The sequence below is a fragment of the Paraburkholderia sp. BL6669N2 genome (genome assembly GCF_003387275.1).
In the GTDB taxonomy this organism is placed as follows: domain Bacteria; phylum Pseudomonadota; class Gammaproteobacteria; order Burkholderiales; family Burkholderiaceae; genus Paraburkholderia.
The window spans coordinates 581,683-594,744 of the sequence record NZ_QUNA01000001.1; the positions used below are offsets into that span (position 1 = coordinate 581,683).

Consider the following 13,062-nt stretch of genomic DNA (forward strand, 5'->3'; position numbering starts at 1 on the left):
CCACGTATCGCACGAACCTATCGCGCGGCGGCGCTCGCCGCGGTGCCGCGGCTCGGCGTGCCGAGCGCGCGCAAGGTTTCCTTGACCGTGGCGACACGCACCGCCAGATCGGGGCTGCGCGTTTCGATACGCAGCTTGTCCTGGCCCGCGAGCTTGATGTGCTTGTGTTTCTGCACCATCTCGATGATCCGCATCGCGTCGATCGGCGGGTTGGGGATGAACTGCAAGCCGATCACCGCTTCGCCCGCATCGATCTTCGAAATGCCGAGCGGTTTGGCCGCCAGCCGCAGACGATGCGTCTCCACCAGCGCATGCGCTTGCGGCGGCAGCTTGCCGAAGCGGTCGATCAGTTCTTCCTGAATGCTGTCGATCGAATCGTTGTGCTCGCAATTAGCCAGCCGCTTGTAGAGCGACAGACGCTCCTGCACATCGCCGCAATAGTCGGCGGGGAGAATCGCCGGCGCATGCAGGTTAATCTCGGTGGTCGCGGCGAGCGGCGCGGTGAGGTCCGGCTCCTTGCCTTCCTTCAATGCCTTCACCGCGTCGTTCAGCATGTCGGTGTAGAGCTGGAAACCGATCTCGTGAATCTCGCCGGATTGTTTATCGCCGAGCACTTCACCCGTGCCGCGAATCTCGAGGTCATGCATGGCCAGATAGAAGCCCGAACCGAGTTCCTCCATCTGCTGGATCGCCTCCAGCCGACGTTGCGCCTGTTTGGTCAGCCCTTGCGGATCGTGAACGAGCAGATACGAATACGCCTGGTGATGCGAACGGCCCACCCGGCCACGCAACTGATGCAATTGCGCGAGACCGAATTTGTCGGCGCGATGAATCAGGATGGTATTGGCGCTCGGCACGTCGATGCCGGTTTCGATAATCGTCGTGCACAGCAAGACGTTGGCGCGCTGCGCAACGAAGTCGCGCATCACACGTTCGAGTTCGCGTTCGTGCATCTGGCCGTGCGCGACCGCGATGCGCGCTTCAGGCACCAGCGCTTCGAGCATCTGCCGGCGATTCTCGATCGTCTCGACTTCGTTGTGCAGGAAGTAGACCTGGCCGCCGCGCTTCAACTCGCGCAGCATGGCTTCGCGAATCACGCTGTCTTCCTCGCGACGTACGAAGGTTTTGATCGCGAGGCGCTTCTGCGGCGCGGTGGCGATCACGGAGAAATCGCGCAGACCTTCGAGCGCCATGCCGAGCGTACGCGGAATCGGCGTGGCGGTGAGCGTGAGCACGTCCACTTCGGCACGCAAGGCCTTCAGCGCCTCTTTCTGACGCACGCCGAAACGGTGTTCCTCGTCGATGACCACCAGTCCCAGCCGCTTGAATTGCACGTCGGACGAGAGCAGCTTGTGCGTGCCGATCACGATATCGACCGTGCCTTCGTTGATCTGCTGGATTGCCGCGCTGACTTCCTTGGTCGATTTGAAGCGCGACAGTTCGGCGATCCGCACTGGCCAGTCGGAGAAGCGGTCGCTGAAAGTCTGCGTGTGCTGCTCGGCGAGCAGCGTAGTGGGCGAGAGCAGCGCGACCTGTTTGCCGCCCATCACCGCGATGAACGCCGCGCGCAATGCCACTTCGGTCTTGCCGAAGCCGACATCGCCGCACACGAGGCGATCCATTGGCTTGCCGCTCGTCATGTCGCCGATCACGGCAGCGATCGCCGCAGCCTGGTCCGGCGTTTCCTCGAAGCCGAAGCTCTCCGCGAACTTCACATAATCTTTCGGTTCGAGCGCGAACGCGTGGCCTTCACGTGCCGCGCGGCGTGCGTAGAGATTCAGCAGTTCGGCCGCGGTATCGCGGATCTGTTGCGCGGCCTTGCGTTTGGCCTTTTCCCATTGGCCGGAGCCGAGCGAATGCAGCGGCGCGCTTTCCGGATCGGCACCGCTGTAGCGCGAGATCACGTGCAGCTGGGCGACAGGAACGTACAACTTGCTATCGCCCGCGTATTCCAGGTGCAGGAACTCGGTCTCGCCCTCGCCGAGATCCATCGTGACGAGTCCCATATAGCGGCCGATGCCGTGCTGCGAATGCACGACCGGATCGCCCACCTTGAGCTCGGACAGATCGCGCACCATCGAATCGACGTTGCTCGCCTGTTCCTGACGGCGGCGCCCCGCGCGACGCGCGAGCGGACCATACAGCTCGGTCTCGGTGATGATCGCGATGCCGTCGACCGGCACCGCAAAGCCGTTGGCGAGCGGCGCAACGCCCAATGAAAAGCGCTCGTCGCTCGTCAGCCAGTCCTGGAAGCTGTCGCTCGATACCGGCCGCAGATGATTGTCGGCGAGCAATTGCAGCAGCGTTTCGCGCCGGCCCGCCGATTCGGTGGCGAACAGCACGCGATTCGGCGTGGTGTCGAGATAGGCGCGCAAGGCCGAAACCGGATCTTCCGCATGACGGTCGATCGCGAGATTCGGCAATGGCGTGGACCAGCCGCCGCCGGCGTTCGCAGGCAATGAGAGCCGCGCGAACGGCTTGGCGAGCGTGAAGAAATCCTCGTCCGACAGGAACAGACGCTGCGGCTCCAGAATTGGCCGGTCGCGGTCGTGCGAGAGGAAGTTGTAGCGCTGCTTCGTGTCGTTGGTAAAGCGCCGGATCGCCGCTTCGAGATCGCCGACGAACGCCAGTTGCGCGCCTTCGGGCAGGTAATGGAACAGCGTGGCCGTGTCTTCGAAGAACAGCGGCAGGTAGTATTCGATCCCCGCCGACGGCACGCCGTTGCCGATGTCCTTATAGATCGACGCGCGGCTCGGGTCGCCCTCGAAGGTCTCGCGCCAGCGGCTGCGGAAGGCGGTGCGGGCGGCTTCGTCGAACGGAAATTCGCGGCCGGGCAGCAGGCGCACGTCTTTCACCGGGTAGAGGCTGCGCTGCGTGTCCGGGTCGAACGCGCGGATCGAGTCGACCTGATCGTCGAACAGGTCGATCCGGTAGGGCAAGGGCGAGCCCATCGGATAGAGATCGAGCAGCGAGCCGCGCACGCAGTATTCGCCCGGACGCACCACCTGGCTCACGTGTTCGTAGCCGGCCAGCGTCAATTGCGCCTTGAGTTTGGCTTCGTCGAGCCGCTGACCTTGCGAGAAGGAGAACGTGTAGGCGGCCAGGAACGAGGCGGGCGGCATCCGGTACAGCGCCGTCGTGGCGGGCACCAGCAGGATGTCGCAGCGGCCTTCGCCGAGATCGTGCAGCGTGGCGAGACGCTCCGAGACCAGATCCTGATGCGGCGAAAAGGTGTCGTAAGGGAGCGTTTCCCAGTCCGGCAGCAGACGCACGCGCGCCTCGGGCGCGAAAAAGCCGATTTCCTGCGCAAGACGCTGCGCATCGACGGCGCTTTCGCACACCACCGCGAGCAGCGGCACCTTCTCGCGATAGGCGAGATGGTAGCGGGCGATCAGCAGCGCGTCGGACGAGCCGTGCGTGCCGTCGAAGGCGAAACGCTGGCCGGCCTTGACGAGCGCGACGGGCGGGGAGTACTGCGATGATGCGGCGATGTCTGGCATAGAAGAGAAAAAACGGCCTCAGGCTCACACGTGACCGGCAAGTTTACGCGCGTCGGGGCGTGGATGCGAAGGACCTATTATAAAATCCATCCTTTACTTTGACTTCGCGGCATCCGCACTCGTGACTTCCCGTCTATTTGCCCTGATTCCGTGCGCTGGCACCGGCAGCCGTTCCGGCGCCGCGATGCCCAAACAATATCGCACTGTTGCCGGCCGCGACATGTTGCATTACTCGCTGGCGGCCTTCGACGCCTGCAGCGAGTTTGCGCAAACCCTCGTCGTGATCGCTCCGGACGACGCTCATTTCGACGGCCGCCGCTTCGGCGGCTTGCGTTTCGCGGTGCGCCGCAGCGGCGGGGCCTCGCGCCAGGCGTCGGTGCTCAACGGTCTGCACGCGCTCGTCGAGTTCGGCGCGCGTGACGACGACTGGGTGCTGGTGCACGACGCGGCGCGCCCCGGCATCACGCCCGCGCTGATCCGCACGTTGGTCGGCGCGCTGAAGGACGACCCCGTGGGCGGCATCATGGCCTTGCCCGTGGCGGACACGCTGAAGCGGATCGACGCGAACTCGTCCGACGGCCGGATCGCCCGCACCGAGGCGCGCGACGGCTTGTGGCAGGCGCAGACGCCGCAGATGTTCCGCATCGGCATGCTGCGCGAGGCGATCCTGCGGGCGCAGGCCGACGGTCACGACCTGACCGACGAAGCGAGCGCGATCGAATGGCTGGGCCACGCGCCGAAGCTGGTGCAGGGCAGCTTGCGCAACTTCAAGGTGACGTATCCGGAAGACTTCGATCTGGCCGAGGCGATTCTGAGCCGGCCGGCGGCTGCGTCCTGACTGGACGATTTCAATTTTAACTAGCGGGCTTGAGGACTTGACGCATATGGATTTCAGAATTGGGCAAGGGTATGACGTGCATGCGCTGGTGCCGGGACGCCCGTTGATTATCGGCGGCGTGACGATTCCTTATGAGCGCGGTCTGCTCGGCCATTCGGATGCCGACGTGCTGCTGCACGCCATTACCGACGCCATTTTCGGCGCCGCCGCGATGGGCGATATCGGCCGGCATTTTTCCGACACCGACGCGAAGTTTGCCGGCGCGGACAGCCGCGTGTTGCTGCGTGAATGCTTTGCGCGTGTGAAAGCGGCGGGATTTTCCATCGCCAACGTGGATAGCAGCGTGGTCGCGCAGGCGCCGAAGCTGGCGCCGCATATCGAAGGCATGCGCGCCAATATCGCCGCCGATCTCGGTCTGCCGGTCGAGCGCGTCAACGTCAAAGCCAAGACCAACGAAAAGCTCGGCTATCTCGGCCGAGGCGAGGGCATTGAAGCTCAGGCCGCGGTTCTGTTGATCAAGAACTGAGCCTGGTTTTACAGGGCGCGCGCAGCAACGGCAGTCCAGTCGCGCCGCGCGCATTCAAAAGCGCGGCGGCCTTTTGACCGGCGCGACTCAGAGCGTGGCGCCGCCGATTGGACGGTTGCAAGCGCACAGCTCGTCCGTTTGCAGGCCGTCCAGAATCCGCAGCACTTCTTCCGGATTGCGGCCCACATTCAGATTGTTCACCGACACATGCTGGATCGTGTTGTCCGGATCGATGATGAAGGTGGCGCGCAGCGCGACCCCCGCTTCCTGATCACGCACGCCGAGCTGATCGATCAACTCGCCCTTCACGTCGCCGAAGGCATAGTGGTTTAGCCTGTTCAGGTCCTTGTTCTCGCGGCGCCATGCCAGCTTCACGAATTCGTTGTCGACGCTGCCGCCCATCAACACTGCGTCACGTTCCTCGAAATCCCTGACCAGCTTGCCGAACTCGACGATCTCCGTCGGACACACAAACGAGAAATCCTTCGGGTAGAAGTAGATGATCTTCCATTTGCCCGGAAACGACTGCTCCGTGATCTCTTCGAATGCCGAAATGCCGTTCTCTTCATGATGGTTGAAGCCCGGCTTCGCCGCCGTGACGGTGAATGCTTCAACTTTATCGCCGACCGTTTTCATGCGAGTGCTCCTTCGTGCGTCGGAAAACAGCATGTCTGAAGCGACTAACTCGTCGCAACGAACGCGTTACACGTTATCTGCTTTGGCCGCTATCGGGCGATGCCCGTTCCGTTAGGCGCCCTTGGCCAGCGGAAATTCGATGGTGACTTCGAGACCCGGTCCAGGCGTGCGATTGCGCAAGCGCAGCGCGCCGCGGTAACGGCCCACGAGGCGTTGAACGATGGCCATGCCAAGGCCCGTGCCGTTCGCCTGGGTGCGCGCCGAATTCACACGGTAGAACGGCCGTGTGACGAGCGATAACTGGTCTTCCGGAATGCCGGGCCCTTCGTCGACCACCGAGAGTTCGACCCGCGAGTGCGACACCCGCGTTTCCAGAATCACGTGCGGAATGCCGTCGCCGTCGCTCAAGCCATATTTGCGCGCGTTTTCCAGCAGATTGCCGACAACCCGGCGCATGTCGGTCTCGTCGGCCTCGATCACCGCCGACGGCGCGAGCCGCGTGATCAGGCGCATGCTGTCTTCGCTCTGCATGCGCGCGGCCAACTCGCCCGCGATCACGGACAGGTCGACAGGCTCCGGCACACGCTGCACCGGGCGCGCGTAATCGAGGAACCGGCCGATGATCATGTCCATCTGCTCGATGTCGTCGACCATCGCGTCTTTGGTGGCCTGGTCCGACGGGCTCATCTCGGTTTCGAGCCGCAGACGCGCGAGAGGAGTGCGCAAGTCGTGCGAGATGCCGGCAAGCATCAGCGCGCGGTCGGCCTCGAGCTGTTCGAGGTCCTGCACCATCTGGTTGAAACTGCGATTGGTTTCCGCGGCCACGCCCATGCCGCGCTCGGGCAGCGGCTCGGGCGACTGCCCGGAGCCGACCTTGCGCGCGGCCATGGCGAGGCGCGCGAACGGCCGGTTCACGAGACTCGTGATGAAGGCCGCGCCGAACAGCGACAGCGCCAGCGCGAACACACCCCAGCCGGCCCATTGCAAACCGGTGGCGTTGTCGAGCTGATCGCGGTCGAGCGCGACCCAGTAGTCGTCGTCGTCGATCTTGAAGCTGATCCAAACGCCGGGGATGTCGTTCACGCTCTGGGCAATCACGGTGTCGTCGCCGAGGCGGCCGCGAATGTCGTGTTCGATCAGCCGGTTCAGCGACTCGTCGGGCTGGAGCTTGTACTTGTCGGTGGTTTCGCGCGGATACACGCGCACCCCTTCATTGCTTTCCAGATCCTGCAGCAGGGCGCGCCGCAGGTCGGGATCGGAATAGAGGAGTGCGGTGCGCGTGAGCTTGACGATGGCGACGAGCTGCAGCGCCACGCGCTGCGCGCGCGGCTCGCGTTCAATCACCCGGAAGCTCTGGAACCACGCGGCGAGACTGACTGCGATCAACAGCGCGATCAACAGAAAGGTCCGCCAGAAAAGGCCGCCGAACGCGAGCGTCAGGAGGCGCCGGTCGATCCGCATGGGCCCTTCTTATCTGAAATCAAAAACTGGAGGTGAGAACAAACTCAGGCTGCACCGTCGGGGATGAACACGTAGCCCAGACCCCAGACGGTCTGGATGAAACGCGGGCTGCCCGGATCGGGTTCGATCAGCTTGCGCAGACGCGAGATCTGCACGTCGAGACTGCGGTCGAACACTTCGTACTCACGGCCGCGTGCGAGCTCCATGAGCTTTTCACGCGACAGCGGCTGGCGCGGATGACGCGCGAACACCTTGAGCACCGAGAACTCGCCCGTGGTCAGCGGAATTTCCTGGCCGGCCTTGGTGAGCGTGCGGGTGGCGAGATTCAGCGCGAACTCGCCGAACTCGAACACCTCGGTGGTTTCGGACGGCGCGCCCGGCAACTCCGAAGGCGACTGGCGGCGCAGCACCGCGTGGATGCGCGCAACCAGCTCGCGCGGGTTGAACGGCTTGGGCAGATAGTCGTCGGCGCCCATTTCCAGGCCGACGATCCGGTCGACGTCTTCACCCTTGGCCGTCAGCATGATGATCGGCGTACGGTCGTTGCTGCCGCGCAGGCGGCGGCAGATCGACAGACCGTCTTCGCCCGGCAGCATCAGATCGAGCACCAGCAGATCGAAGCGCTCACGCACCCAGAGCTTGTTCATGGACGGCGCGTTCTCGGCGACATAGACGTTGAAGCCCTGTTCACCGAGGTAGCGGCGCAGCAGATCGCGCAGGCGTGGATCGTCGTCGACGACGAGGATTTTCGAAGGGTTTTTGGTTTCCATGGTCGGCATCTTAGCGCGATTAGAAAGGGGTGCGCGTTTGCATCATTTAACGGGTTACAGTCAGTTACAAAATTTACCCGCACTGTGGCACGACGTAAAGCGGGGGCAGGTAGACTCCTTTACTGAATGCGGCTGTTCGGTGGATACTTCACACGACTAAAACTCTCGCACCCGGCTCGTTACCGGGGTTTGTATACGCATTTGAGGTAGCCGGTTGCCGCGCCACGAAGGGAACAACATGAAGGGAGGGGTTTGGCCGAATGTGCGCCTAAGCGTGATTGCACTGGCGGTAGCCGGTACGCTGGCAGGCTCACTAGGACCAACGCTCGCCCATGCCCAGCCTTCCGCCGACAGAGCCATGAGCCAGCGCGCGCCCAGGCAGGGCAAGGCCAACCGCCACGACCCGAGCACCGACCATCCCGCATCAGACGTCATGTTGCGCACCGCAGTTCCCCCCGATCTCGATCAACGTCGTCGCGACGGTCATATGACACCCGACGAACGGCGCCTGTTACGGCAGCACATCGAAGATGCTGTCCGCGAACTCTACAAACGGTAGCTATTATCGTGCCAGCCCTCGGCACGCGGTTCACGTTTCTTCCCTGCGTGAAAGAATTCGTTGCACTTTCTCCGTCCAACTTTCCCGTTCAATCTGCCGAAGAGTCGTCAGAACGAAGTGCGCGATGCATGCAGTGTGCACGCAACGCCTCTCCGTGACGTCGCGGCAACCTCGGTGACCGATGATGATATTGCACGCGCGTGGTAGTTGTGGCCGCAAGTTTGTAGCGTCGGCGTTTGCCTTGGCGGTGATGGCACTAAGCGGCCCGGCGGCCGCGGGGCAGCCTGGCGCGACTCGTGTTCCACACGTCAGGCACGCTCCGCCGAACGCCGATGAGCAGGCCACTTCGGCGCATGAACAAAGCATCCTCGATGCCGACGATGCGCGCTTCTTCCTGACGCGTGTCGGCTTCGCGCCGGATAGCGCCGAACTCGCGCAATACGTTGGACTCACGCGAGCGCAGGCCGTCGATAAAGTACTCGCGAGCGTGCGGACCGAGGCGGTCACGCCGCTACCCGACTGGGTGCTCGAACCGGTTCCGACTCGCGAGACGAAGAAAGCGTGGACCGACGATCAACGTCGCGAGGAGCAGCGACTGCGCGCGCAGCGTTACGAATTATTACGCTCATGGTGGGTGCGCGAGATGTTGACCACGCCGTCGCCGCTCACCGAGCGCATGACGCTGTTCTGGCATAACCACTTCACCTCGGGTCAGGACAAGGTGCCGTATCCGCAGCAGATGGCGCAGCAGAACATGCTGTTGCGGCGCGACGCGCTCGGCAACTTCGGCGAGCTATTGCACGACATCGCGAAGGATCCGGCCATGCTGCAATACCTCGACGGCGCAAGCAATCGCAAGGGCAAGCCCAACGAAAATTTCGCCCGTGAAGTGATGGAGCTGTTCACGCTAGGCGAAGGACACTACACGCAGCGTGACGTGTCGGAGGCCGCGCGCGCCTATACGGGCTGGAGTCTCGACCCGGACACGCAGGCCTACGTGTGGCGCGCCAACCAGCACGACGACGGCGAGAAGACCGTGCTTGGCGAGACAGGGCCATTCAACGGCGATCAGGTGCTCGATATCCTGCTCGCGCGGCCGGAAACGGCCACCTTCGTGACCGCCAAACTGTGGCGCGAATTTGTCTCCGACACGCCGGACCCGTCGCGCGTCGAACCGATCGCGGCGCGGTTCCGCGCGAGCCACTACGATATCAAGGTCGCGCTGCGCGGAGTCTTTCTGAGCGAGGCGTTCTGGGACGACGGCGATCGCGGTGTCCTCGTGAAGTCGCCGGCGGAGTTCGTGGTCGGCACGCTGCGCGCGTTCGACATCGGCTACGACAACACGGCGCCGTTCGCCTCGCAAATCCGCACGCTCGGCGAGAACCTGTTCTATCCGCCGAACGTCAAAGGATGGCCGGGCGGCACGACATGGATCAACAGTTCCACGCTGCTTGCCCGCAAGCAATTCGTCGAGCAACTGTTCCGCGCGACCGAGGCCACCGGTCCGCGGCGTATGACCAAACCCACGGCCACAAGGATCGCTGCGAGCGGCACCATACCCGAGATGCAGCCGGCTCCCACGCTGCAGCGCGCGATGGCGCGCGCCGCTCAAGGCGGCAAAGGTGGCGTACGCTTCGACATCGAGACATGGCTCGCGCACTGCAACACCGCGCCGACGGCCAGGCCGGGGTTGTCGACCGAGTTGCAGTTGCAGCATGCGGTCCTGCCGCTCACGCCGGTCGATGCGATCGAAACCGGTTCGACCGCGAGTGCGTATCTGGAGGCATTGCTGATGGACCCGGCGTATCAATTGAAGTGAGCCGCTGAAATAAGCACGCGCAAGGCAGCTAAAAAGAATGTGTCTGTCGACGGCGATACGACTCGCGCCGCGGCAATCGAACGAGGTGCAGGATGAAACGACGCAGCTTTCTCTCGATGAGCGCGGCCGCGAGCGCGACGCTCTGGCTGCCCCGCGCATTCGGCGCGCAAATGGCGGCGCCGGGCGCGTCTTCGGCACGCGGCTACGACAACCTGTTGATTCTCGTCGAACTGAAGGGCGGCAACGACGGTTTGAATACGGTGATTCCCTTTGCCGATCCCACGTATTATCAGTTGCGCAAGAACATCGGCATCAAACGCGAACAGGTCATTCAACTCGACGAACGCACCGCGCTGCATCCGTCCTTGCAAGCGTTGATGCCGCTATGGCGTGACCAGCAACTGGCGATCGTGCAGGGCGTGAGCTATGCGCAACCGAACCTGTCACACTTCCGCTCGATCGAAATCTGGGACACCGCGTCGCGTTCCGACCAGTATCTGCGCGAGGGATGGCTGACGCGCGCATTTGCGCAGACGCCGGTGCCCGCCGGTTTTGCCGCAGACGGCGTGGTGATCGGCAGCGCCGAGATGGGGCCGCTCGCGAACGGCGCGCGCGCTATTGCGCTGGTCAATCCGGCGCAATTCGTGAAGGCCTCGCGGCTTGCCACGCCCGTATCGCTGCACGAGCGCAATCCCGAACTGGCGCATATTCTCGACGTCGAAAACGATATCGTGAAAGCCGCCGACCGGCTGCGCCCCGCGCAAGGGCAGGCGCCGTTGAAGACCGTGTTTCCCGGCGGCGCGTTCGGCAGTTCGATCAGAACGGCGATGCAAGTGCTGGCAGCCGGCGAAGTTTCAAAAGACGTTGCGTCGCGCAACGCGCAGCAGGAATCGCCGCAGCGAGGCCAAGGCGTGGCGGTGATCCGTCTCACGCTGAATGGTTTCGACACGCACCAGAACCAGCCGGGTCAACAGGCGGCGCTGCTCAAGCAGCTCGCGGAAGGATTGATGTCGATGAAGTCGGCGCTTGTCGAGCTTGGCCGTTGGGACGATACGCTGGTGATGACCTATGCCGAGTTCGGCCGGCGTCCGCGTGAGAATCAGAGCAATGGCACCGATCACGGCACCGTGGCGCCGCATTTCGTCGTGGGCGGACGCGTGCGCGGCGGCCTATACGGCGTGCCGCCGGTGCTCGCGCGGCTCGACGGCAATGGCAACTTGCCGGTCGGCGTCGATTTCCGGCAGCTTTACGCCACCGTGCTCGGGCCCTGGTGGGGACTCGACGCGTCGACGATCCTGCAGCAGCGGTTCGAACCGCTGCCGTTGTTACGCGCATGACGACGTGCTGAACGCGCCTCGCGTAAAGCCGACGCGCCAGTAGCTGAGTTCACTTCGCGCGCCACGCGATCCAAAGCTTGCGAATCGGCGTCAACGCGATGCGCTGATGCAGAACGTGATAGCCATCGCGTTCGATTTCATCCAGCAAGGCCAACGCCAATGCCGCCTGCGCGACGAGCGTGCGCTGCGAGCGGCGCTCGCCGGCGGGCACGGCGCCGAGCGCGGTCTGCAACGCGTCGCGAGCGCGCTTCGTCTCGAAGCGCATCAACTCGGTGAACGCGTCGCTATATTTTCGATTGATCAGATCCGCGGCGGTCACATTGAAGCGCTGCATTTCGTCGATCGGAATGTAGATGCGGCCGTGGCGCGCGTCATTGCCCGTTTCGACCACGAACTGCGCGAGCAGCAGCGCCTCGCCGAGCGCCGCGGACCAGCTCGACGCCTGCGCGGCATCTTTCGCCGTGGCGCGCGCGACCAGCGACGCGAACGTGCCGCCAACGCCTTGCACATAGCGCCGCAGATTCGGATAGTCGAGGTAGCGCGCCTGGTCGAGATCCATCTCGAAGCCGGCGAGCAAGGCTTGCAGCATCGGGTAGTCGGCCCTCACATCGGGCAGGTAGGCGGCCAGCGCCTTGGACACCGGATGCGACGGCGAGCCCGACGCCAGCGCGGCGAGCTCGTTCTGCCACCACGCGAGCTTCGTGCGGCCGATGGCCGGATCGCTGGTCTCCTTGACCGTTTCCTCGAACTCGCGGCGCAGTGCGAACAGCGCGGTCAACAGCGGCTGGCTGGCTGCGGGCGCCTGCCGAAGTGCATAGTAAGTACTCGATCCGGGCGGCGCCGCTTTCTGCTGGCAATATTCGTCGAAATTCACGGGATTGGTTTTGGGGAAGGGCGGGCGAAGAGGGCGCACGCTGTGCGTGCATCAAGCCAAAAATTGTAGCATCGGCGCCGTCCGGACAGATGCCGGGCAAATGCAGACAAGCGCGAATCAATCGGTTAGAATCTCGCGCTTACGCTTTCGGGCGCGTGTTTTCGACGCGGCTGACAGCACGCGGAGCAACAGGCAGGCGCAGCGTGTCATGCCCGTCTGCGCAGGCGGTGGCGGGGTTGAAGTCGTTGGAACCCGCGTAGAATAAAAGGGCTGTCGCAGTGGTCCTGCCTGCAGTAAAAATTCGCGTGAGTGGCGAAATTGGTAGACGCACCAGGTTTAGGTCCTGACGCCAGAAATGGTGTGCCGGTTCGAGTCCGGCCTCACGCACCAGGAAATAAGGCCACGTTCTGTGAAGGACGTGGCCTTTTCTACATCCGCGGCGCGCCCACATGCGCCGTGACGAGAACACCGCTTGCCGCAAGCGCTGCGCCATCGCTCCGTTCAGCACTCGTCAACCCGCGCCCATGCGGGTCCGATCGACGAAGCTCTCCGTTGCATCGTCGAGCTTGCGCCCCTTGCGTCCCGCCGGTCCGTGCACATAGAGCACCTTGACGTTGGCGGGTCCGCTCGGTGCGGCAGGCGGCGTCATTGCATACTGGTCAGCGGGCGCTGCTCGCGTGCGTCCTGGCGACGTCGACGCGCGCGGCATCGTGCGATTTTTCTGCCCGTCGCGGCGGCTTGC

At 63.7% G+C, this 13,062-nt stretch carries 11 protein-coding genes and 1 tRNA gene; 6 read left to right on the forward strand and 6 right to left on the reverse strand.

Annotated features, from left to right (window positions below):
- Positions 1 to 17: 17 nt before the first annotated feature.
- A complete protein-coding gene (gene mfd, locus B0G80_RS02635; protein ID WP_116116877.1) occupies positions 18 to 3,500 on the reverse strand; it encodes a transcription-repair coupling factor in 3,483 nt (1,160 codons plus the stop codon).
- A gap of 121 nt (positions 3,501 to 3,621) precedes the next feature.
- Here mfd and ispD point away from each other — a divergent pair, with 121 nt between their 5' ends.
- Entirely contained in the window at positions 3,622 to 4,338 is a 717-nt protein-coding gene (gene ispD / locus B0G80_RS02640) for a 2-C-methyl-D-erythritol 4-phosphate cytidylyltransferase (RefSeq protein ID WP_116116878.1), read from the forward strand.
- A gap of 46 nt (positions 4,339 to 4,384) precedes the next feature.
- Positions 4,385 to 4,864 (forward strand): 2-C-methyl-D-erythritol 2,4-cyclodiphosphate synthase, encoded by a 480-nt coding sequence (gene ispF / locus B0G80_RS02645; protein WP_012432887.1) that lies wholly within the window; start codon positions 4,385 to 4,387, stop codon positions 4,862 to 4,864.
- A gap of 87 nt (positions 4,865 to 4,951) precedes the next feature.
- Here ispF and B0G80_RS02650 read toward each other — a convergent pair whose 3' ends face one another.
- From B0G80_RS02650 to ompR, 3 genes are all read right to left on the reverse strand, one after another.
- The gene (locus B0G80_RS02650; protein ID WP_116116879.1) at positions 4,952 to 5,500 is read right to left on the reverse strand and encodes a peroxiredoxin; all 549 of its coding nucleotides are present in this window, start codon (positions 5,498 to 5,500) and stop codon (positions 4,952 to 4,954) included.
- Positions 5,501 to 5,611: 111 nt separating this feature from the next.
- Positions 5,612 to 6,961 (reverse strand): ATP-binding protein, encoded by a 1,350-nt coding sequence (locus B0G80_RS02655; protein WP_028196599.1) that lies wholly within the window; start codon positions 6,959 to 6,961, stop codon positions 5,612 to 5,614.
- A 44-nt stretch (positions 6,962 to 7,005) separates the two neighbouring features.
- Complete coding sequence (ompR, locus tag B0G80_RS02660; RefSeq protein WP_006048917.1) at positions 7,006 to 7,740, reverse strand: two-component system response regulator OmpR; 735 nt, start codon at positions 7,738 to 7,740, stop codon at positions 7,006 to 7,008.
- 229 nt (positions 7,741 to 7,969) lie between these two features.
- Between ompR and B0G80_RS02665 the strand changes: the two genes are divergently transcribed.
- The 3 genes from B0G80_RS02665 to B0G80_RS02675 all read left to right on the forward strand — a co-directional run bounded on the left by B0G80_RS02665 (position 7,970) and on the right by B0G80_RS02675 (position 11,446).
- Positions 7,970 to 8,290 (forward strand): hypothetical protein, encoded by a 321-nt coding sequence (locus B0G80_RS02665; RefSeq protein WP_106283503.1) that lies wholly within the window; start codon positions 7,970 to 7,972, stop codon positions 8,288 to 8,290.
- Between the two features lie 184 nt (positions 8,291 to 8,474).
- Positions 8,475 to 10,109, forward strand: coding sequence for a DUF1800 family protein (locus tag B0G80_RS02670; RefSeq protein WP_408967957.1), 1,635 nt, complete (start codon positions 8,475 to 8,477; stop codon positions 10,107 to 10,109).
- A gap of 92 nt (positions 10,110 to 10,201) precedes the next feature.
- A complete protein-coding gene (locus B0G80_RS02675) occupies positions 10,202 to 11,446 on the forward strand; it encodes a DUF1501 domain-containing protein (protein WP_116116881.1) in 1,245 nt (414 codons plus the stop codon).
- Between the two features lie 49 nt (positions 11,447 to 11,495).
- On the opposite strand, the gene B0G80_RS02680 is transcribed toward B0G80_RS02675, so the two are convergent.
- Positions 11,496 to 12,320 (reverse strand): squalene/phytoene synthase family protein, encoded by an 825-nt coding sequence (locus tag B0G80_RS02680; RefSeq protein WP_116116882.1) that lies wholly within the window; start codon positions 12,318 to 12,320, stop codon positions 11,496 to 11,498.
- A gap of 303 nt (positions 12,321 to 12,623) precedes the next feature.
- Between B0G80_RS02680 and B0G80_RS02685 the strand changes: the two genes are divergently transcribed.
- A tRNA-Leu gene (locus B0G80_RS02685) sits at positions 12,624 to 12,710 on the forward strand.
- Positions 12,711 to 12,831: 121 nt separating this feature from the next.
- Here B0G80_RS02685 and B0G80_RS45650 read toward each other — a convergent pair.
- The gene (locus B0G80_RS45650) at positions 12,832 to 12,969 is read right to left on the reverse strand and encodes a hypothetical protein (protein ID WP_181920025.1); all 138 of its coding nucleotides are present in this window, start codon (positions 12,967 to 12,969) and stop codon (positions 12,832 to 12,834) included.
- Positions 12,970 to 13,062 lie beyond the last annotated feature (93 nt).

Bases quoted from the DNA above. Each gene is read 5' to 3' on its own strand.
- mfd (WP_116116877.1), bottom strand. From the start codon at position 3,500: ATGCCAGACATCGCCGCATCATCGCAGTACTCCCCGCCCGTCGCGCTC.
- ispF (WP_012432887.1), top strand. From the start codon at position 4,385: ATGGATTTCAGAATTGGGCAAGGGTATGACGTGCATGCGCTGGTGCCG.
- B0G80_RS02650 (WP_116116879.1), bottom strand. From the start codon at position 5,500: ATGAAAACGGTCGGCGATAAAGTTGAAGCATTCACCGTCACGGCGGCG.
- B0G80_RS02655 (WP_028196599.1), bottom strand. From the start codon at position 6,961: ATGCGGATCGACCGGCGCCTCCTGACGCTCGCGTTCGGCGGCCTTTTC.
- ompR (WP_006048917.1), bottom strand. From the start codon at position 7,740: ATGCCGACCATGGAAACCAAAAACCCTTCGAAAATCCTCGTCGTCGAC.
- B0G80_RS02665 (WP_106283503.1), top strand. From the start codon at position 7,970: ATGAAGGGAGGGGTTTGGCCGAATGTGCGCCTAAGCGTGATTGCACTG.
- B0G80_RS02670 (WP_408967957.1), top strand. From the start codon at position 8,475: ATGATATTGCACGCGCGTGGTAGTTGTGGCCGCAAGTTTGTAGCGTCG.
- B0G80_RS02675 (WP_116116881.1), top strand. From the start codon at position 10,202: ATGAAACGACGCAGCTTTCTCTCGATGAGCGCGGCCGCGAGCGCGACG.
- B0G80_RS45650 (WP_181920025.1), bottom strand. From the start codon at position 12,969: ATGACGCCGCCTGCCGCACCGAGCGGACCCGCCAACGTCAAGGTGCTC.